The sequence below is a fragment of the Candidatus Eisenbacteria bacterium genome (assembly GCA_016867715.1).
GTDB lineage: Bacteria > Orphanbacterota > Orphanbacteria > Orphanbacterales > Orphanbacteraceae > VGIW01.
Genome location: VGIW01000028.1, coordinates 1 through 21,410, shown reverse-complemented (window position 1 = coordinate 21,410; position 21,410 = coordinate 1). Strand labels below are relative to the sequence as shown.

General features: G+C 64.7%; 13 protein-coding genes. 7 read left to right on the top strand and 6 right to left on the bottom strand.

Annotated features, from left to right (window positions below; translation table 11 throughout):
- The first annotated feature begins 76 nt into the window (after nt 1–76).
- From FJY73_06945 to FJY73_06930, 4 genes are all read left to right on the top strand, one after another.
- Nucleotides 77–2,716, top strand: a complete 2,640-nt coding sequence (locus FJY73_06945) for a GreA/GreB family elongation factor (protein ID MBM3320396.1) — start codon at nt 77–79, stop codon at nt 2,714–2,716.
- A gap of 60 nt (nt 2,717–2,776) precedes the next feature.
- On the top strand, nt 2,777–4,018 hold the full coding sequence (pepT, locus tag FJY73_06940) for a peptidase T (GenBank protein ID MBM3320395.1): 1,242 nt from the start codon (nt 2,777–2,779) through the stop codon (nt 4,016–4,018).
- 13 nt (nt 4,019–4,031) lie between these two features.
- Nucleotides 4,032–4,814 carry an RNA methyltransferase gene (locus tag FJY73_06935; GenBank protein ID MBM3320394.1) on the top strand — a complete coding sequence of 261 codons (783 nt, stop codon included), beginning with the start codon at nt 4,032–4,034 and terminating at the stop codon, nt 4,812–4,814.
- 66 nt (nt 4,815–4,880) lie between these two features.
- Entirely contained in the window at nt 4,881–5,990 is a 1,110-nt protein-coding gene (locus tag FJY73_06930) for an aldo/keto reductase (protein MBM3320393.1), read from the top strand.
- Nucleotides 5,991–6,006: 16 nt separating this feature from the next.
- Here FJY73_06930 and FJY73_06925 read toward each other — a convergent pair whose 3' ends face one another.
- Nucleotides 6,007–7,095: a mechanosensitive ion channel gene (locus FJY73_06925; GenBank protein MBM3320392.1), complete on the bottom strand. Its 1,089-nt coding sequence runs from the start codon at nt 7,093–7,095 to the stop codon at nt 6,007–6,009.
- Nucleotides 7,096–7,241: 146 nt separating this feature from the next.
- On the opposite strand from FJY73_06925, the gene ispG reads away from it, so the two are divergent.
- Entirely contained in the window at nt 7,242–9,095 is a 1,854-nt protein-coding gene (gene ispG, locus FJY73_06920; protein ID MBM3320391.1) for a (E)-4-hydroxy-3-methylbut-2-enyl-diphosphate synthase, read from the top strand.
- Between the two features lie 29 nt (nt 9,096–9,124).
- Here the strand turns inward: ispG and FJY73_06915 are convergent, their stop codons facing one another.
- The 5 genes from FJY73_06915 to FJY73_06895 form a co-directional block, all read right to left on the bottom strand.
- Nucleotides 9,125–10,972, bottom strand: coding sequence for a right-handed parallel beta-helix repeat-containing protein (locus tag FJY73_06915; GenBank protein ID MBM3320390.1), 1,848 nt, complete (start codon nt 10,970–10,972; stop codon nt 9,125–9,127).
- Nucleotides 10,973–11,349: 377 nt separating this feature from the next.
- Nucleotides 11,350–12,663 carry a tetratricopeptide repeat protein gene (locus FJY73_06910; GenBank protein MBM3320389.1) on the bottom strand — a complete coding sequence of 438 codons (1,314 nt, stop codon included), beginning with the start codon at nt 12,661–12,663 and terminating at the stop codon, nt 11,350–11,352.
- Between the two features lie 184 nt (nt 12,664–12,847).
- Nucleotides 12,848–15,406: a hypothetical protein gene (locus tag FJY73_06905; protein ID MBM3320388.1), complete on the bottom strand. Its 2,559-nt coding sequence runs from the start codon at nt 15,404–15,406 to the stop codon at nt 12,848–12,850.
- The gene (locus FJY73_06900; GenBank protein MBM3320387.1) at nt 15,406–16,614 is read right to left on the bottom strand and encodes a hypothetical protein; all 1,209 of its coding nucleotides are present in this window, start codon (nt 16,612–16,614) and stop codon (nt 15,406–15,408) included. Before FJY73_06900 ends, FJY73_06905 begins: the two co-directional genes overlap by 1 nt.
- A 13-nt stretch (nt 16,615–16,627) precedes the next feature.
- Nucleotides 16,628–17,908, bottom strand: a complete 1,281-nt coding sequence (locus FJY73_06895) for a hypothetical protein (GenBank protein MBM3320386.1) — start codon at nt 17,906–17,908, stop codon at nt 16,628–16,630.
- Between the two features lie 549 nt (nt 17,909–18,457).
- On the opposite strand from FJY73_06895, the gene FJY73_06890 reads away from it, so the two are divergent.
- Complete coding sequence (locus tag FJY73_06890) at nt 18,458–19,816, top strand: HD domain-containing protein (GenBank protein MBM3320385.1); 1,359 nt, start codon at nt 18,458–18,460, stop codon at nt 19,814–19,816.
- Between the two features lie 399 nt (nt 19,817–20,215).
- Nucleotides 20,216–20,794 carry a hypothetical protein gene (locus tag FJY73_06885; protein ID MBM3320384.1) on the top strand — a complete coding sequence of 193 codons (579 nt, stop codon included), beginning with the start codon at nt 20,216–20,218 and terminating at the stop codon, nt 20,792–20,794.
- Nucleotides 20,795–21,410 lie beyond the last annotated feature (616 nt).

Genomic DNA, 21,410 nt, shown 5'->3' with positions numbered 1-21,410 from the left:
TGGTACCTTCACCGGGACCCTCGGGAGGAACGATCGAAGACCGGCCGGGTGAACGTCTGTCCGGGGAGGATGGTCCGTGGAGAACCTTCGTGAGACGTTGAAGATGAGCGAGGATCCTCTCGGCGGAGCCGTTCGGCTCGATCGGGAGGCGGTGGATCGAATCGACCGTGCGATCACGTCGATCCTGGAGGAAGGACAGGGCGCCAGCTATCTGACTCTTCTCAACCCGCTGCTCCAAGGGAAGGACGCGGGGGGAGCGGTCGTGTACGCGGCGGCGTGTCTTCAATCCCGCGTGGGGGACGACGTGGTGGCGCGTCAGCTCTTCTTTCGCGTGAGCGAGCGCCTCGAGCACCAAGAGAATTGGGAAGGCCTCGCGGCGGTTCTCGACACGGCTCTCCGGCACGTGAGCGCGCCGGAGCTTGCGCGCGCGGCCGCGCGGGCCTGGGAGAAGAGCGGTGGCTCGCACGTGCCGGTCTCCTTGCTCGAGCGCGCGTTCTCCTTGGACGAAGACGATCGCCGGGTTCTCTGGGCGCTCGGCCGCGCGCGCGCGGAAGCCGGGGACGCCTCCGGTTTCGATCTCATCGCCCGGTCTCTCCCCGGTTTCGCCGAGCAGAAGCAGATCGACCGGCTCGAAGAAGGAACGCTTTATGTCTTAGAGAATCCGTCGCGGGAGCGTCTTCATCGGATTCTCGAGGCGCTCGACCAACTGATCCGCTCCGGCGAGGCCGGGGTCGCGGCGAACCTCTTCGAGATCGCACATTCGGCCTTCGCGGGGCACGGACTCGCGAGAGAGGAATGGATCCTGCTCCGCCGGGCGCTCGAAAAATCGACGGAGAGAGAGACGTTTCGGAACGCCGCCTTCGCGGCCGGCGTCGCTGCGTTCGCGACCCTTCGCGACCCCGAGAAGCTCTTCCTTACCGCGGGGATCTCGAACCCGGATGTCCCGATCGAGAAGTCGCTCGCGATGCTCGATCGACTGCTCGAAACCCCGCCCGGCCGACACGTCATTCACCAGGGCTGGGGGGTCGGGGAGATCCTGGAGAACGACGGGGAGACCCTCCAGCTTCGATTCGACGGGAAACGCGATCACCGGATGAGCGTCTCCCTCGCGCGGACGGCGCTCGTTCTTCTCGAACCGACCGACCTCCGGGTCAAGGTCTTCCTCGATCGAGAGGGAATGATGGAGGCGCTCCGCAAGAACCGCGCGGACTTTCTCTATCATGTGCTCGAACACTTGAAGGGCGAAGCGATCCAGGACGAGATCAAGAAGACGCTCGTGACGCTCGGGCTCCTGCCTCCGTCCGGCTGGGCCGACTGGTGGAGAGGGGCGAAGAAGGAAGCGGAATCGGACCCGCGCTTCGACTTCTCGCAGTTCTTCCGAAAGGTCGTGAGGCTTCGCGGATCGAGGGAGCTCTCCTCGCCCCTCCCCGAGGTCGATCTCTCGCGGACCTTTCGGAAGGGGCTCGACCTTCTCTTTCGTCTTCTCGAACAGCATCCTGAAGAGACGGCTCATGTGGCATCCCGCTACGGGGACGAGCTTCGGTCGATCGCGGCCGAGGAGATCCGGCCAGCGGCGGAGCGCCTACTGGCGCACCTTCTTCTCCGGTTCGTGGGGGTCGCCGACCCGGAGGGATTCCACGCGGCGCTGACCGCCTTCGTGCGGTCTCCCGATCTCACCCCCTTCAGCACGGATCAGCAGAAGACGCTTCTCGCCCTCGCCCCCGAGGACCGAAGGACGGCCGTCGCGGTGATCCTCCTCGATTCGAAAGTTCTCGGCGTGCGGAGGGAGGCCTGGTCGGCGCTTCGCGCGCGGGAGGAGAGCGATCGCGAGATCCGCCAAGTTCTCGATGCGAGCCCGTCCCGGCCGAACGCGGTTCTCCACGTCGCTCGCGAGCTGGTCGACAGGGATGCGCCCTGCGCGTGGACGTGCGTGCACGCCCTCATCGACATCGTGGAGAGCCCGGAGAGGGAGACGTTCCGGAAACAGGCGCTCGACATGCTCGGATCCGAGGCGTTCCAAAAGAGGATGAAGGCGGAGGCCGCCACCCCGGAAGAGACGCGCTACCTCCGCAATCGTCTCATCGAGTGGAAGCACTCGGAGCGCTACCTCTATCCGATCCTCGAGGCTCTCGACGGAACGGCGCTTCGCGAGGTCGCCGAGGAGGTCGAATCGAGACGCCGCTCTCTCCACCCGCAAGCGGAGAAGGATGTCTACGCGCGTTTTGGGGATTGGATCCTGATGACGCGGCGCACCCTCGTCCGCATTCGGAAGGAGGTCGAGGCGCTCGATTGGGAACTGAAGACGGCGATCCCGCAAGAGATCCAGAGGGCGCGCGAGCACGGAGACCTCAGCGAGAATGCCGAGTACGACGCGGCCAAACAGAAGCAGGCGGAGGTGAGCCTGCGGCTCGAGGAGCTTCGCGAGCGGGTTCGCCGAGCGAGGGCGATCGAAGAGACCGAGATCCGCGAGGACGAGGCGGGGCCGGGGACCGAAGTGGATCTCGTGTCGGATGCCGGGGAGACGCGCACCTATTGGATTCTCGGCGAGGGGGACCGCGATTTCGGCGGAGAGATCGTCTCGTATCGGGCTCCGCTCGGAGCGCTTCTTCTCGGGAAGAAGACGGGGGACGAGGTGGGTCCGATTCTGGATCGAACCTTCCGGATCGTCGCGATTCGAAAGCGGCTTCCCGCGGACGCAAGCCGGGAGGAATCGTAAGAGGCGGGGGCCGACTCAATCGGGAGGCGGAATAGTCCATCCATAAAGGGAGTGAAGAGAATGGATTCGTTGCTCGATCGGTTCTTGAGGTACGTGAAAGTCGAAACGACCGCGGTGGACGAGACGGAGGCCTATCCGAGCTCGCCGGGGCAGCTCGAGCTGGGCAAGATCCTCGTGAAGGAACTGCTCGCACTCGGGCTCAAGGATGCGAAGCAGAACAAGCACGGCATCGTCCTCGCGACGATTCCGGGAAATGTGAAGACCGCGCCGACGGTCGCCTGGCTCGCGCACATGGACACGTCCCCGGAGGCGAGCGGCAAGAACGTGAAGCCGGTCGTTCACAAGAAGTACGACGGTAAGGACATCGTCCTTCCCGGCGACAAGTCGAAGGTCATTCGAGTCGCCGAAACGGAAGGACTGAAGGAGCTGAAGGGGAAGACGATCATCACCTCCGACGGCACGACCCTTCTCGGGGCGGACGACAAGGCGGGCGTCGCCGTGATCATGACCGCCGCGGCCGAGCTGATGGCGAACCCCGAGATTCCGCGGGGGCCGATCCGCGTCGTTTTCACCTGCGACGAAGAGGTTGGGCGAGGGACCGCGAAGATCGATCTCAAGGAAGTGAACGCTTCGGTCGCTTACACGCTCGACGGGGGGAGCGCCGGCGCGCTCGAGAACGAGACCTTTTCGGCCGATCTCGCGACCGTGACGATCACCGGCGTGAACATCCACCCCGGGCTCGCGACGGGGAAGATGGTCAACTCGATCCGTCTCGCCGGGCAGTTTCTCACGAGGATGCCCTGGCATCGTCTCGCGCCGGAAACGACCTCGGGACGCCAGCCGTTCCTCCATCCGTACGTGCTCGAAGGGGGCGTGGCGCAGTCGAAGATCAAGATCCTTCTCCGGAGCTTCGTGACGAAAGACCTCGCGAGACAAGCGAAGATCCTCCAGGGGATCGCCGCGACGATCGAAGCGGAGCACCCGAAGGCGAAGGTCGAGATCAATGTCAAGACGCAGTACCGCAACATGGCCGAGTACCTCGTCAAGGAACCGCGCGCCGTGAAGCTCGCGACCGAGGCGATCAAGAAGATCGGCGTGAAACCGATCTTCGAGGCGATTCGCGGCGGGACCGACGGTTCGCGCCTCTCGGAAATGGGTCTCCCGACGCCGAATCTCTTTTGCGGGATGCACAACTTCCACTCTCCTCTCGAGTACGCCTGTCTCGAGGAGATGGAGCTCTCCGTACGAACTCTGATCGAGCTGGCGCAGCTCTGGGCCAAGGAGAAGCAGCGCGCGGCGTGAGACCGGTCCGGGTATGAAACGCGAGGGTCCTTTCTGGATCGATCGGGGGGACGCGCCGTCCAAGGAAGACGTGCGCTTCGTCCTCATCGGGACGACGGAGCCGGGGAACATCGGAGCCGCAGCGCGCGGGATGAAGGCGATGGGCTTCCAAAGGCTCGTGCTCGTCTCGCCTGCCGACGGCTGGAAGACTCCGCATGCTGTCGCGATGGCGCACGGGGCGGAGGATCTCCTCGAAGAGGCGGAGGTTCACGGGTCGCTCGACGAGGCCCTCCGCGGCTGCACATGGGTCGTCGGGACGACGCGCCGCCTCCGGAGGCACCAGGCCGAAACCGTCACGGCGCGCGAGTGGGGAGCGAGGCTCGCGAAGATCCCTCGGGGCGAGGAGATCGCGATCCTCTTCGGGCCGGAAAAGACAGGTCTCGAGAACGAGGATGTTCTTCGCTGTCGGCTCATCGTGACAATCCCGTCGCCGATCGATTATCCGTCTCTCAACCTTGCGCAGGCGATCATGCTGATGGCTTACGAGTCGGGTCTTGCCCTTCGCGCGCCGGCGGATCGCGCCGGATCGCCCGTTCTTGCCTCGGACGACGAGATGGAGCGAATGTACGCTCGCATGGAGGAAGCGCTTCGAGAGAGCGGGATGAACGAAAAGAAGGTGCGCGCGGTGATGAGGCATCTCCGCGTCATCCTCGCACGAGCCGAGCTCTCGAAGGACGATGCGTCCACGTTCCATACGCTCGCCTCGCGCATCCGCGGCCCGCGCCCGCGGGAGAAGAAAGCCGCGGCCGCGGAGTGATGCCGGCGCGCTTGCGATGCGCCGCGCGCGCCTGCTAACCTCGGCCAACATGGGAGGGAGCGCCGCTTGTCGAAGTTGAACCGGGCGACCCCCGAAGGGACCGCTTCCTATCGAGATCGTTTCCAAGGGAAATCCGCCACCGGCCATTTCCGCGCGCTCGGCCGCTTCACGGTCGGATCGATCGGGATGGGGACCTACCTCGGTCTCCACGAGGACTCGGTGGATGCCGGCTATGAGCGAACTCTGGCCGAGGCGCTCCGCCACGCATGCAATCACGTCGACACGGCGATCAACTACCGCTGCATGAGAAGCGAGAAAGCGATAGGCCGCGCTCTCGCCGCCCTCTTCGACGCGGGCGCGTTCTCGCGCGAGGAGATCGTCCTCTCGACGAAGGGAGGCTACATTCCGTTCGACGGAGAACCGCCGCCGAACATCCGCGCGTTCATCCGCGCCGCCTACATAGAGACCGGAATCGTAGATGAGGATTGCCTTGTGGGCGGATGCCACTCAATGACTCCCCGGTTTCTCGAGAAGCAGATCACGAGAAGCCTCGAGAACCTTCGTCTCGAAACAATCGATCTGTATTATCTTCACAACCCAGAGGTCCATCGCGCGGTTCTTCCGAAACCGCATTTCCTCGATCGGATCCGGCGGGCATTCGCCTTCCTCGAGGAGGAGGCGGCGCGGGGAAGAATCGGGTGCTACGGGGTCTCGTCGTGGGAGGCCTTTCGGGCGGAGCCCTCGAGCCCCGTCTATATCTCGATCCAGGACTTGGTGAACGCGGCGAGAGAAGCGGCCGGCGGAGAGCATCGCTTCGCCGCGATCCAACTTCCCTTCAACGCCGCGATGATGGAGGCCTTCGCGCTCACGGCTCAGGAGGTCGGCGGGGAGAGCCTCTCGGCGATCGACGCGGCGTCGCGTCTCGGACTCGCCGTGACCACTTCAGTTCCTCTTCTTCAGGGGCGTCTTCTCAAGCGCTTTCCGGGCTTCCTCGCGGCGGGGATGCGCGATCTCGCCTCGAACGCGGAGAGGGCGATCCAATTCGCGCGTTCGGTCCCCGGGGTCTCCTCGGTGATCGTCGGGATGAGCCGGGATCTGCACGCGGTCGAGAACCTCTCTCTCGCGAGACGCTCCCCGCTCACCGAAGAAGAGCTCTTCCGTCTCTTCGAAGAGTAGTTCGTCCCTGTTCCTTCTACTTCGGTTCCTGCGCGCGCAGGTACACCGTACGAGTCGGGAAGGCGATCGAGAGCCCGAGCCTTTCGAGAGCGCGCATGATGGCGAGGTTCACCTCTTCCTGCAGCATGAGGAACGTACCGTAGTCGATCGTCGGCGTAAGGAAGATCACTTTGATATTCAGAGAGCTCTCGCCGAACTCGGTGAAGCGAACTTGAATCGTCTCTTTGTTGATGTCCTCGCGCGCCTCGAGAATGTCGCGAATGGCCCGGACCGCTTCCTCCATTCGGCTCGCCGTCGTCTCGTAGGTGACCCCGACGGTGAAATCGGCGCGGCGCGAGTCGAGAAGGCTCCAGTTCTCGAGCGTGAGGTTGGCCAGAACCGAGTTCGGCACTGTGACGCGAGTCCGGAAAAGCTGCCGGATGCGAGTCGAGCGAAGCCCCACCTCCTCCACGAACCCGAAGAAGCCCTCCCCCTTAATCAAGTCGCCGACCGCGAACGGCCGGTCGAGCAAGATCGTGATCGATCCGAAGACGTTCGCGAGAGTGCTCTGCGCGGCGAGGGCGAGCGCGAGACCTCCGATGCCGAGCCCGGCGAGGAGGCCCGTTACCTTGTATCCGAGATTCTGGATGATGAGGACGAAACCGAGTATCGCGACCGCGACCTTCAGCGACTTTCGGATGAGAGGAACGAGCTGGTCGTCGAGAGAGGAGTCGGTCTTCTGCACGACGCTCTGGAGGAAGAGTGCGAACACCTCGGTCAGGCGGATGAGAAGCCATGTCAAGTCGAGCGTGACGAAGAGGAGAATCGCAAGCTGCGAAAATCTCCGGAAGTTGATCGGCTCCTCCGGAATTCGGAGATACGAGAGGGCGATGTGGATTCCGACCAGGAAGATCAGAACGCCGATCGGCCGATCGATGGCGTGAACGACCGCGTCGTCGATGTCGGTCTTGGATCGGCTCGCCAGCCGTTTCAGGTGCCCGAGGAGAAGATGCTGGAAGACCTTCTGCGCGATCAGCGTCGCGACGATGATTCCCGCGACGACGATCAGCGTGCGAATGGAGAAGACCGAGGGATCACCGGCGCCCGCCTGCGCCAGGCTGTCCATGTTCCCGCTCCTTCCGTGGAGTCCTCTTGCCGCAGTTACGTATATCAGATGATAGAAGGAATCGCAACCCGAGAGCCCTTCCGCGCGGTCTTGCCTTCCTTCGTTTCCGGTTCTATGTTCTCCTCGTCGAGAGGGGGACGATTCGTGTGAACCGGAGAGCGGCCCGCGAGGTGCGAATCGGCGAGGTCGCGATCGGCGGGAGGAATCCGATCGCGATCCAGTCGATGACGACGACGGACACAAACAACGTCCCGGCGTCGGTGCGGCAAACGATCGAGCTGGCCCGCGCCGGAGCGGCGATCGTGCGGCTCACAGTCCCTTCGGTCCGGGCGGCCGAGTCGCTCCGGAGAATCCATCGAGAGGTTCGCGAAGCGGGGATCCGAACGCCTCTCGTCGCGGACATCCACTACACGCCGAACGCAGCGATGGCCGCCGCCGACTTCGTCGAGAAGGTGCGGATCAATCCGGGAAACTTCGCGGACCGCCCGGACCGCATGCGTCCCGGGGAGACACTCGAGGAGGGCGCCTCGCGCGTCGCCGAGCTCTTTGGCCCTCTCGTGTTACGTCTCAAGGAACGAGGCGCCGCGCTTCGCATCGGCGTGAACCACGGGTCTCTCTCCGAACGGATCACCGCGCGTTACGGCGACACACCCGAGGGGATGGTCGAATCCGCTCTCGAGTACATCGCCGTCTGCGAGCGGATGGGCTTCGATCGGATCGTTGTCTCCTTGAAGTCCTCGATCCCCGCAGTCACCGTTGCGGCGAACCGTCTCTTCGCGGCCAAGACGGATGCCGCGGGAGGCCGCTACCCCCTTCATCTCGGCGTCACGGAGGCCGGATCGGGCGAGGAAGGACGCGTCCGCTCCGCGGCCGGAATCGGCGCTCTTCTTTCCGAAGGCCTGGGCGACACGATCCGCGTTTCTCTTTCCGAGGACCCGCTCCGCGAGATTCCGGCGGCGCGAGAGATTCTCGAAACCGCGGAGAGAGCGCGTGAGGCGAGAGAGGGGACGCTCTCTCCGCTCGGCGTCGCGCGGCGCGGAACGATGCCACTCGCGATCGGAGAGCGGCGCGTTGGGGGCGAAGAGCCTCTCGCGGTGCTCGCTGGACCGGAGTGCGTTCCGGACGGAACGGAGCCGCCGGATCTTCACCTCGTGAGCTCTCCCGCCGAAGTCGCCGCTGCAGGGGAGGGCGGAAAGCCGATCGTGTTGGATGCGCATCGTCCGATCGAGGCGCTCCGCGCGTGCGCCGGGAAGAAGCCCCGCGCTCTCTTGTTCGCGTTTCCCTCTCACGAATCGATCGATTGGGAAGCGGCCGATCGTCTTCTCGCAGTCGATCGAATCATCCCGGTCGCCGCCTTGCGTGCCGAGCGGGCCGAGGAGATCGGCCCGCTCGTCGATCGGCTTCGAAGCGCGTTGCCGCGCGCACTCGAGGGAGGCGCTCTGATCGGCGCGCCGTTCGGTCCGGCCGCGGATCTCGCCCCGGCGCTCGAGCGCGCTCTCTCCGAACGCGAGCTCGGATGGCCGCAGTTTCTCTTGCTCGAAGCAGAGCGAGGGATCATCGAAAACGCCGTCGCGCTCGCTCCGCCCCTGCTCGACTCGATCGGCGATCTCCTCGTCGCGCGAGGACTGTGCGGGCTCCGGAGTGCCTGGGAGATTCTCCAGGGAACCCGGAGAAGGATCACCCGCGTCGAGTACATCTCGTGCCCGTCGTGCGGGAGGACGCTGTTCGATCTCGAGGAAGCGACCGCTCGGGTTCGCGAGAGAACTTCCCATCTCAAGAATGTCAAGATCGCGATCATGGGGTGCATCGTGAACGGACCGGGCGAGATGGCGGACGCCGATGTCGGCTATGTCGGGAGCGGCCCCGGTCGCGTCGATCTCTACATCGGTCCGCGCCGGATCGAGAAGTCGGTGCCGGAATCGGAAGCGGTGGACCGGCTCATCGATCTCATCCGCGCGCTGGGCCGCTGGACCGATCCCCCGGACTCCGGGAGCGACTAGGTTTCTTCCCGAGGCAATCGACGGATCCGTCACTCGCAGGCGATCGAGATCTTCTTCGTAATGGATCGATCGCCCGTGACGAGCCGAATGAAATACGTTCCCGGTGAGAACGTTTCCCGCCGATCGAAATCAGTGATGATCCAGTCGGCCGAGTGAAGGCCCGCGGGGTAAGACCGATCCGCGATGCGCGCCGCGAGGCGCCCGCGGACATCGTACACCTCCAGGCGGACGCGTGCGGGCGAGGGGAGCGAGAAGCGGAGCGTCGTCCGGGCGCGGATCGGGTTCGGCGAGACGGAGAGCGCGATGTCCGTCTTCTCGGTTCCGGCGGCGACGGAGAGCGCGGGGTTCTGCGCGAAAACGATCGTCCGGGAGAGGTCGCCGTCGATCCACAAGTCGACCGTAGCGGGCTCGAAGCACTCCTTTCGGACCTCAAGAATGTGCGCGTTGTGTTCGGTCTTTCCGTTCCGGTCGAGCACGTAATGCGTGGCCTCGAAGACGGGGAATGACCCGTCGGGGCCGCTCGTACCTGCGAAGACGAGGTTTCCGAACACATCTCGGAGAGTTGCCTCCGCGGCTTCGACCGGGCGTCCGACTTCGTCCTCGACGCGCAGGCTCACGAACCACCGAACCTCGATCCGGCATACTCCCCCCCTGCAAACGAGCCGCACCAAGTCGTGGTCGAACGTCGATCCGACGATCTCCAGCGTGCTCTCCCGTCCATGCATTGCGACGTCGAAACTTGCCGACTCCTCGATCACGGTTCGGACGACCCGGTTCGGAAGGCCGGGAAGTCCGTAGCCCGCCAAAACCCCGATCCCGTTTCCGGCAAGATGGTTCATCGAAAAGACGTTATCGTGAGCATACTCGTGCACCACGAGACCCTGCGGGGAAGAGCGGACATCGTTGCGTTCCACGAGGTTCTCGGCCGACGGGAACTCATGACCCCCGATTCCGATTCCCCCGTGGGCCTGTCTCCCGGAGTGCTCGATCGTGTTTCCGCGAATTGTATTCCGCCCTCCGCTTCGAACGTAGATCCCGTACAGGTCGATGTTCGTGATGATGTTGTCCTCCGCCACATTGTCGTCGCTTTCGCGAATCCAGATTCCGTCCATTCCCGAGTCGTTCAGCGTGTTTCCGGCAATCCGGTTATGCCCGCTTCCGAGTCGTATCCAGATGTTGTCCTCGCCGGTGTCTTCAAGCACGTTGTTCAAGATCTTGTTGTGAGAGGATTCCTGCAGCATGATCCCCCCGAGATACTGATGCGCACTCCCGTTTCGAAAGGCGGTGTTGTCGGCGATTGTGCTCGTTGTGGTCGACTCCAGTGTCGCGATAGCCCCGACGCGATATCCGACACCGGCCGTTCCGTTCTCTTCGAAGTAGTTCTCCGCGATCAAGACGTTCTTTCCGCCGGTCACCCACACGGCGCTCAGCCTGTTGTCATCGAAACGGTTCTCTCGAAACGTCAAGTCTTCCGAAGAGTGAGCCAGAATCCCGATGCGAAAATCCGCAATCCGGCAGTTGCGGATCACGATGCGCCGGCGGTCTTCGACCCTGAAGCCCGCGCCTCCTTCGGAGCCGGACAGTCTGTGCCCGGCGCAATCGATCACGATCGAGTCGGCCCCGACGATGAGCCCTTCTTCGGGACAGCCGACAAGATCCTCGGTCATCGAGTAGTCGTCGATCACGGTCCCCCCGCATGGGCAGGGGACGTCCCCACCGCAAAGGACGCGCGGACCGCCCGACTTCTTCGCGAGAAGCGAATCGCGGGGACCCCATTCGTCCGCCTCCGAGAGACGCAGTGAGTCAAGGAGGGAGGGAGGAGGGAGTTCGGCCGCGATCGGGCGGGACGGAAGGGAAGAGAGGAGGATCGAGAGCATTCCCGCGATTCGGAAGATCTCGGGGCATCGCGGGGCAAGCGCTCGGGGGAACATCACAACTTGCGCTTTCCGAGAGAGACTCCGAGAGCCCGCCTCGAAAGCAAACCCCTGAAAGGGAACCTCAACCCGACGGGAGCCCCCCGCGTGTTTCCATCGGCGGAGGCCCCGAAGCGCCGGATCGAACACTCCTCGCGGACCGGGCTTCCGGCACCGTGCCGGATCGGCATGGCTCGGCGCGCTCAAGAACTCACCGGTTCACCTCCTCGCCCGGCGGCCTGGCGCTCCCGCAAGGAGCATCCTACTGACGGATGGCGTGAAATCCTTTATATGATTCTATCACGAACGGGTCTCCCGCGGCGGGACGATCGGTGGGGGAATCAGTCGTCTTCGCGAAGTGCTTCGCGGATTTCGGCCGCCTCGGGCGGGACGGGGCGCACCCGCTCGAGCTCCTCGGCGATGCGCTCCGCCTCCTTGCGTTTGCCCATCTCGAGGAGAACGAGCGCGCTCTTCTTCTTGATGCGAAAAAGATCCCCGGCGGGAATCGTCTCTCCTGAATAATGAACCCGTTCGGTAATGAGAAGGGCCGCGCGCTCGTAAAGATCGAGCGCGCGTTTCAAGGTTCCCCTGCGCCTGTGGAAGTCCGCCGCGTCCTCCCAGTCGTCCGGGCCCGCGGCCGCGGCGCGCGCGCCGTGCCCGGTGATCGACCCCATTCCGGGACGCGCCGCGAGATGGCGGTCCCACGTCCCCGCGGCCGCATCATACTCGCCGCGGGCTTCCGCGAGACGCGCCTCGACGGAGAGAAGCTCCGGAAGAAGTCCTTCCGCTCGGAGCTCCCGGTAGAGCTTTTCCGCGCGTTCGCTCTCGTTCGCCTCGGCGAGCACTTGGAGGTCGAGGAGGAAGGCCTCTTCGCGGCACTTCTCTCCGTGGCGTCCGGGCTCGCTTCTGATCTTCGCGACGGTCTCGTCGAGGAGCGCGACCGCGCGCGGGAGGTCTCCGCGCCGTCTTTCCATCGCGGCGAGCCCGAGCGCCGCCTGAAGGAGGGACGGATCGAGGGCGCGAGCCGTTTCGAAGGCGCCCGCCGCTTCATCCGTTCTCCCGACGGCGGCGAGCGCGAAGCCGAGAACCAAGTGCCCGTAGGCGTCTCGCGCGTTCCGGGCGGCATACTCCTCCGCGGCGCGCCTCGACGCCTCCTGGTTCCCCTCCTGCCAGAGGACGAACGCCTTCTGGAAGCCGAAGGGGCGTTTCAAGATCTCCTCTCGCTCGTCCGCGTCGAGCCCCTCGATGTATCCATGGAGCAAGGAATCGATCAGCTCGTCGCTGTATGGATCAGGCGCCGGATCCTCCTTGCGCGCGGGGTGCGGCTCCGGAGTTCTTCGGACAAGCTCGCGGAGCGCGCGCTTCTTCTCATCGTCCCGCGCGAACTCGACCGCGATCTCCGCGAGTTCCTCGGCCTTCTCGATGTTCCCCTCGTCCATCGATCGAACGATCCCCTCCTCGAGGACGGCGAGGTACGACTCGGCGTAGCGCGCGATGCGCCGTTCGATCTCCGCCCGCAAGGCCCCGCGATCCTTAGGCGCGGCGCGGAGCGCCTTTTCGAGGATGTCGATCGCCTCGGGCCAACGCTCCTCGGACGCGAAGCGCTCCGCGTTCTCGATCCGTTTCTCCGGGCTCTTGCCGAACCATGCCGCCATTCCAGCTCCCCCCGTCGATCGTGAGCCCACGCCGCGCGCGCTTCCCGCCGCGCCTACGGATCGGCGTCCCGATCGCGCGGTCGATCGGGTTCGTGCGAGGCGTCCGGAGGAAGCATACACGCGGGAGGCCGCTCTCGACCACCGCGGAGCGAGGCAGGAGTTTCTTGAGCCGTCTTCCGGCGGCCTACCTAACGATGAGGATTTTGCGGCCGCCGGGGATCGCGCGCCCGTCCACGTAGAACTTGAGAAAGTACGCGCCCGAGGAAACGCCGAGCCTTTCGGGATGCCATGCGATGCCGTTCTCGCCCGCCGGGAAGCGTGTTTCGGGAATGCGCGCCACCCGCCTTCCCGCGAGATCGAACACGTCGATCGCCACCTCCGCGCCGCGGGGCAGATCGAAGCGAACCCGCGCCGCGCCTTCCCGCGGCACGGGGTTCGGCGAAGCGACGGCGAAGAGCGGAAAGGGAGCGGGAGACGATGCGCCCTCTATGCCGACTTCCGGTCCGGGGAGCACGCGGATTGCGTCGATGTACAACGGATACTCGCAATCCTCGGGGAGGATCCGGATCGCGATTCGTCCCATTCCGAACCCGCAATCCGGGTTCGGGAACGCGCATTCGAACCGTTTCCAAGCGGGCCCGGCGCTCCCGGAAGCGCTGAGAATCTCGCTTCCCCAGTTCAAGTCGGCGGCGATCACGCGGAAAGACGTCTCTTCGGGGGCCATGCAATCGAACCGCATCGTGTATGCGGGAGCGCTCGGATTCGAGTGGAAGACATGCTGCGCGCCCTGGCCGTTGCACCATTCGTCGTACACGAGCATGCTGTGCGTCCCGTCGCGGGCGTAGTGGTCGCTCCGGAGAACGTTGCCGGTCGTCGTCTCGCCCCAGAGGTTCGTCCAGAAGTCAGGCGTCCCGTTTCGGTCCTCGTCTTCCTCGAACGAGGCGTTCAGGATTTCTCCCGCTTCCGGCGCGGGCCTCGACACGCGGATGGCGTCGATGTACGCGCGAAGATTCCCGGCATCCGAGGCCACCGTCGTTTCGTAGCGAACGCGAAGATCGAGGAGCGTGGATCCTTGAAGCGAGGAGAGATCCGCGTACACGGACCGCCAGCCTTGCCCGAGAGGCGTTCGGTACTTGGCGTTCAGTGGGACGCCGTTCTGATCGAAGACGCCGATGTTGTCCTTCAGGCGGCCGCCCGTCGTGTTCCCGTCCAGGACGATCTTGCACGCGCCGCCCGGCGATTCCGGAACGTTCATCCAGAAGGAGAGGATCGTGTTCTCCTCGATCGGGAGGTTCGGTTCCAGGATCTTCCATTCGATGAACGGTGCCCCGGCGCCGTCGGTGAGGGTCGCGCGGAGCATGCGCTCGGAGAGAAGAGGATCGACCCCGCCGTCCGAATGAACGATCCGCAGGTTGTCGTTCGAAAGACCCTCTGCCGATCGCGCGAGCACAACGTCCTGGAAAACGGGCGCGTCCTCGATTTCCATTCCGTTCGCGAAATCCGTGGGGGTGAGGAGGGGATGAAGCTTGATGTCGAGGCCCGGATCTCCCAATAGGCAGTACTGCCGCGCGAACGTCGGGTGCCCGTGGCCCTGCTCGAGCACGCGGCTCCGGGCGCCCGTGAAGAGCCTCCCCAGGTTCCGCACGCCGCGGCGGATCATTTCGTGGATGAAGTATTGGTTCATCTGGTACGACTCGACCGCGTCGTTCACGTGGGTCGCGGCGACAACGGCCGCCGCTCCGCGGTCGGGCTCGGAGAGAAGGAGATCCTCGCCGACCGACAGCTCGAAGTCCCGGTAGAAGTAGTTCATCAGACAGCTTCCGGCGAAGAGCACCGGGAAGCGGTGCGTGGCGTCCAGGCTCTCCGTGAAGGTCGGGTTGCCGGTCCCTCCAGGCGGAAGGTTGAAGTACGCCATGAACACCAGGTTGGTCCAGCCGAGCGTGTTCCCGAAAGCGTTCGCGTACCCGACGCCGGCGTTCCAGTCCTGTCGCGTGACCTCAGTCGGGATCTCCGGCCACTCTTCCATGTCGTCGTCGTAGTCGGAGGCGTATCGCGTCACGATCTCGGGCCATCCGCTCAGTTCCTCGTCGCGCAGTTGATCGTTCAGCGTCTTGTAAACCTGGTTGTTCCCGTTGATGCTGGCGTCCCCGACGAGCATGAGGATGCGGCTCAGCCAGGCGGGGGAGCCGGCGAGGGCGTCGTACGCGAGAATCTTGTCGATCGCGTTCCGGAGCTGCGCGTTCGTTCGCGCCGGAATCCTGCCGACATGAAGGATCGGCTTCGTGTTTCCGTCGAAGGGAGATTCGACATAGTAGGTATCGTCGGCGAACCACCGGTTGTCGTGCCAGACGTAGAACTCGTTCCAGCGAAGCGGCGCGGGAACGAGGTCGTGCGCCGGATTCGTCATGTTCGCGTCTCCGACGAGAACAAGGTAGCTCGGAGCGATCCTCCAGTTCCGGTAGGCGTGATGGACGAAGGCGCGGATCTTCTCGACGAGGCTCGATCCCTGAAACGACGAGGCGATCTCGGATATCCGAACAAGACAGCATCGGTGATCGGTCGAGCGATGGTCGAGAAGCCGCTGGGCCTCCGTTGCGAGGTTGTCGTGGGCGAGGATGACATAGTCGTACGCGTGGTCGGTCGAAAGCGGATCGAACGCGCGGGCGGGAGAAGGGAAGAGACACACGATCGCGAGTAGCGAGAAGACCGTCCGCGGCGCAGTGTTCTTCACGGTTCTGCCCATCAGCGGACGACGCTCACTTTGCGGACGAACGTCTCGGGCGGACTGCCGGTCCCGCGCGTTTGCATCCGGATGAGGTAGGCGCCGGGCGGGACGGGGCGGCCCCGCTCATCCCTGCCGTCCCACGACCGATCGAGGATCCCGCGGGGAAGGCTTCCTTGGTGGATGGTCCGCACCTTTCGCCCCGCGGCGGTGAAGACCTCGACGGCCGCTTCTTCCTCGCGCGGCATGCGGAGGCGGATCGTGAAGGAGGAGCTCGACGGGTTCGGATACGAAGACACGTCCATCGATGAGGGAGCCGGCGTCTCCTCATCCGAGAGCATGACCACGGTCGGCTTCATCGGCGGAGACTCCACGGAGTTGCCGGCCGCGTCCCAGCAGAGTACCCGAAGGACATGATCGCCGGAGGCGGCAGGGCAGGAGAGAACGTATTCGAGAACGTTCGGGTTGTTGGTTCCCACGGGCACGGCCGACGGATCGTAGTAAATCTCGCCGGCGTCCGGAGGGAAGAGACCGGACTTGTCCTCGAACGCGTCGAGCAGGATGCTATCCGCGAGGCGATCGTCCATTCGGAGCTCGATTCGTTGAATGCCGTTATAGTAGGAGGGGTTGTGCTCGTTCTGGTCGTGGACTTTGACGCGGAAGGTCCACGTGTTGACTCCCCAATGCGCGAGGATCGTGTCCAGAACCGGCGCCATCGTGTCGGTGATCCACGGAGCGTTCTCGAGGCCGTGCAGTCGGGGGTTGCGGAGGTCGGCGTCCGTGACCTCGGCGTCCGCGGAGAGGAAGATCTCGGCGTGCAGATGCCGGTTCGCGTCGAGCGTTCCGAGCGGATCCGCCGCGTCGATCCACATCCCGGGAGCGAGGACCGGATTGGGGTTCAAGTGGATGGCCTGGAAGCATGCGTAGCTGCCGGCTTGGCGATCGCGAGCCACGAGGAAGACGCAGTTCTCGGTGACACCCAGTACCTGCGCGTTCCCCGCGGAAAGCGGAACGACAACCGGATCGCCCGTTTCTCCCGCGCAATCGATCCCCGTGTGCAGGCGGTAGGGGGAGTCCGACGCCGAAACAAGCTGCATGAACTCGTTGTAGACGAACGTCGTCGTCGATGGGATCGGGTTCTCGGAGAACACCTGCCGCGCGCGGGCCTCTCCCGAGATCGCGAAGAAGGCGAGGCTGAGAAGGACGAAGACCATCGGCCCGCTGCACATGAGCTTCCCTCCCTTATCGTGAACAGTCGTACGCGCGGATCTCCTCGGTCGTGACGAAGAGGACCGGGTTCGGGTGTTTTTGATAGCCGACGAAGAGGATCTTCCCGGCGAAATGCAGCCCCTGCATCGTCGTCTCCGAGAGGAGCACATCGACCTCGTTCAGATCTCCGTCCAGGAGGACGACCCGCGTGGTCGGGGGATTCCTGAAGCCGTTTCTCACTTGGAGCGCGACGGCCGACCCGTCGTCGGAGACGGCGGCGGTCACGATTTGATCGCCCGGCGAGTACGAGCCGGGGAGCGGGGATGGCGCGAGAGGATCGGATGAATCGAAGATCTCGGCGCGGGTCGGCCCTCTTCCCGGTTCGCCCCGCAGGATGAGCAGGCGGCGGCCGTCCCGCGAGTAGTAGCGATACCCCTCCGGAATTCCCTCGAGCGTCTTCGTCTCGCCGTTCCGGAGATCGAGCACGACGGCCTCCGCGCGGCCGCCTTTCGCTTTCCGGTCATAGATGAGCGTCTCTCCGTTGGGCACGAACTGAAGCTGATCGTAGACGTAGCCTGTCGGATGCGGCTCTTCATAGAACACCCGTCCGTCGAATCGGAACGCGACCACCCATTCCTCGTCCCCGTCTCGCGCGATGCCCGCGATCCGATCGAGGCGAGAGGAGACCGCCGTGCTGTGGAGCGGATGGAGATAGAGAACCCGGGGGAACGGACCCGGTGGGGCGCCCGACTGCGCGTCGAAGAAGAAGGTCGCCACCTCCATGACGGCGGCCGCCTTCGATCCGTCGGGCGATCGGATCCATGTGTTGATCTGTTGGTGGCGCATGTCCCTCAAGTTCACGAAGCTCACGGGAAAGACCTTCGCGAGCGCCTCCGCCTCGGCCCCCCACGCGCCTCCGGGCTGCGCGAGGAACGCGAAGGAATCGTCTCCTTCGAGGTCCTTCGACGCGCGGTTGTCCGGGACGAAGGTGAGCTCGTTCGATCGGAGCGTTCCATCCGTGTTCACGTAGAGCGGCGCGACCTGCAATCGGATGTGCGGAACCAAGCGGTCGCCCAGCACCTCCGATCGGTCGACCACCCTCTTCACGCGAAGGACCGAGAGCGGGAAATCGCCGGCGGGCGCGCTCTTCTCGTCCGATCGGGAGAGGGCCGAGAAGTCGTTCGTCACAAGCGTGGCCGCTTCGCCCTCGATTCGGACCGACCAGATCGGGTCGCCGGCCGCGCGCGCCAGCGGCGCAAGGAGAACGATGAGAGCACAGACGGCAAGAACCATTCGGCGAGTCGGCGATTTCATGGCGCTCCCTCCTTCTTCGCGCGGATCAGGCGCGGGGATCCGAAGCGGCGCGCCGCCGCATCCGGCGTCCTTTCTCCTGCTCCCGCGGGGTGCTTCCTGCATCAAGCATGCCGAAGACTCAAGGATTCGGCGGGCATTCGATCGAATCAGTTGAAAGATGAGAGGTTAAGGTGAAATCGGGCGGTTCGGGCGCCGTGTGGCCGCGCGCCGGGGAGGGACCGCGGGATCGTCCGGCCGGGAAGGCTCGGTGGGCGCGGCCTCCCGCTCAACTCGTGAAACAACAACTCGTTCGACGGCTCGCGCGGCGCGGCCTCCTCTCTCTCGCGCGCGGAGCGGCGGAGACAGCCGAGCGGTCGCGCCGCCCACGCCGTGGTCGGGATGCGCGCACGGCGTGGGCAGCGGCCTCGTTCCTTGGAACGAGGTTCCCGATCGCCGGAACTTGCTTCCCCTCGTCGAGAGGCTCTGCTCCTGATTCGGATCGTCTATAATGGTGAAGCGAACGATTCCCCGCGGGAGCGCGGGGTGAGGCCGCGCACCGGAAGGCGGGTCATGACCGAAGGCGATGTTCTCCGATTGGCGACCGAGATCTCGCGGGCGGTGGAGCGCGAGGGGGGGCGCGCGCTCGCGGTCGGCGGGTGGGTGCGCGACAGGATCCTCCTTCCCGGCGAGGCGCGGAAGGACATCGATCTCGAGGTCTTTCGGATCCCGCCGGACCGGCTGATCGAGATCCTCCATCCTTTCGGGCGAGTCGATCTCGTCGGCCGCGCGTTCGGCGTCGTCAAGATCGGGCCGGTCGATGTCTCGATCCCGAGGCGCGAGACCAAGATCGGTTCGGGGCACAAGGGCTTCCTCGTCGAGTCGGATCCGTCGCTCCCGTTCGAGGAGGCGGCCAGGCGGCGCGACCTCACGATCAACGCGATGGCCGAGGATCTCCTCAGCGGCGAGATCCTCGATCCGCACGGCGGGCGGCGCGACATCGAGCGTCGGCTTCTCCGCGCCGTCGATCGCGATCATTTCGGCGAGGATCCCCTGCGCGGTCTTCGCGTCTGTCGTTTCGCGGCGCGGTTTCTCTTCGAGGTCGAGAAGGAGACTGCGGATCTGTGCCGCACGCTCGATCTCTTCGAGCTTGCCGAGGAGCGGCTCTTCGAGGAGTTCCGCGCGATGCTTCTTAAGCCGCGCCATCCGTCGGTCGCGTTCCAGATCATGCGCGTTCTCGATCTCACGCGCTTCTTTCCGGAGCTCGAGACGATGTTCGACTGCCGGCAGGAGTACGAATGGCACCCTGAGGGGGACGTTTGGGTGCACACGCTTCACGTGCTCGACGCGGCGGCGTCGCTCAAGACCGGCGATCCGAGGGAGGATCTCGTTCTTATGTTCGCGGCGCTCTGCCACGATCTCGGAAAGCCGCTCACGACGAACGACGAGGACGGGAAGCTCCGCTCGCCGAACCACGAGCCGCTCGGCGAGGCGCCCACGCGGAGCTTCCTCGCGCGCCTCACGCGCGACAGGGATTTGGTCGAGGATGTTGTCGCGCTCGTTGTGCATCACCTCCGGCCTCATTCGCTCTTCAAGGGGGGCGCGGGGCCGTCCGCCGTGCGGAGGCTGGCGACGAAGGTTCCGATCGAGCGTCTTGTGCGCCACGCGCGCGCCGATCACTACGGCCGCACGACCCCCGACGCGATCGCTCGCGTCTTCCCGGCGGGCGATTGGCTTCTCGCGACGGCGAAGGAGCTCGACGTGGCCGAGAGCGGCCCTCGCCCGATCCTGATGGGACGGCATCTCCTCGAAAGGGGATGGACGCCGGGGCCCGCGATGGGGGAGATCCTCGGAAGAGCTTTCGAGGCGCAGCTCGACGGCGAGTTCACCGATCTCGACGGGGCGCTCCGCTGGCTCGACACGCACGGATAACAGGGCTCGTTCGGCGGGCGGACCTCCCCCTCGGGGATGTCTCTGAACGCGCCGCGCGTTCTCAGAAGACTCGCTCGACGGGCCGACCTCCCTCTCGGGGACGCCTCCGAACGCGCCCCGCGCGTTCTCGGCTCCGATCGCTCGGCCACCCGCCTCCACGGGCAGGAGCCTTCGGCTCCCTTGTCGAGGGGGCGGGTACCCGGCCTCGTCGATCAGGCCCCGAGGGGGAGATCGGCCCGCCGAGCGAGCAGGCGAAATAGGTGTCGGTCACCCAAAGGGCCGGTGCGGATTCCTCGTGACGGAGAATCCTCTTCATGCTAAACTAGCCTGTGCGTCAAGCACCCGAGAAACAGCCGCCGCGAGAGACGCCCGATCCCGGGATTCCGGAAGGAGGGGGCCGTGAGAGCGTTGTGTGTATCGAGCGTGATCGTGTTGCTCGCCGCGGGCGGCGTCTCGGCTCAGTACTCCGTCGAGGCCGACCTGGACGGCGCCGTCGGCGATCCGCAGCCGGACTATATCGTGACATCCGTCGGGGATCAGATCCCGATTGACATTTGGATTTGCGGTACCGAGGAGTGCGGTCCGTGGGAATGTCTCTTCTTGGCGTTCGGGATCGGTCTTTGCGAAGACGCTGGGAAGCTCACGTATGTCGGTACGGAGTTTGTCCCCTGGTATTGGGCGCTTGTTGCCGTTCCTCCGGACACATCGGGTTGCGCGCTTCTGCGTGGGCGTGACACTTTTGATGATTATCCGATGTGGCCCCCCCGCAAGATAGCCACCGTGACATACGAAGCAGCCTCGGACCAGTCGGTCGCTAATTTGACGTTGCGTCCTGAATCCGGGGTCTTCGAGTGGTCCCAGGTCTATTCATGGGTGGCCTTCACGAACAACGGCGAGGTCCTCGCGCGGATCCAGATCGGGGACGTGACGGCGACGGAGCCGACGAGCTGGGGGTCGGTGAAGAGCCTGTTCCGCTGAGTTCGGATTGTCACATGCATTCCGGGGATGCATTCCGTGGTATTCTGGGGATCCCATACCGATTTCGGAGCGATTCGCGACTCATTCCGATCGCGGGGCGAACGCAATGAGCGTGGTGTTCCTCAAGTGCGCGATGAAGGGAGGACCACATGTGGTCACACATGCTGTGGCGTTCCGCGCTCGGGGTTGCAATGGCACTCGCAGGGCCCCATCTTGTGTCCGCGCAGCCGTATTGGGTGGCGCTGGATCTTGACGGCACGGTCGAAAACGGACCGGATACGCTGCTTGTGGCGTCCGGCGATACGGTGAACGTGGATGTTTGGGTTCGAGGAAGCGGAGGGGAGTGGGATTTCCTGTATCTTGTTCAGATTGCGCTATGCAACCCCGACGGAACGCTTGAATATGTTGGATGGACATTGGGCGCCGACGTTGCCGCGTGTCTAGGTCTCGAGACGTGGACAAACCAAGAAGAAGGTTGCGTCACAATGCGAGGGAATGGGTCGTACAGCTTCTGTGGGATACCCGCGCCGTTTCTATTCGCAGAAGTGATTTATCGGGTGGCGGGGGAGGGGCCGGTCGGGGAACTCTTGGTCGACTTGACGAGGTCCGGTTGGTG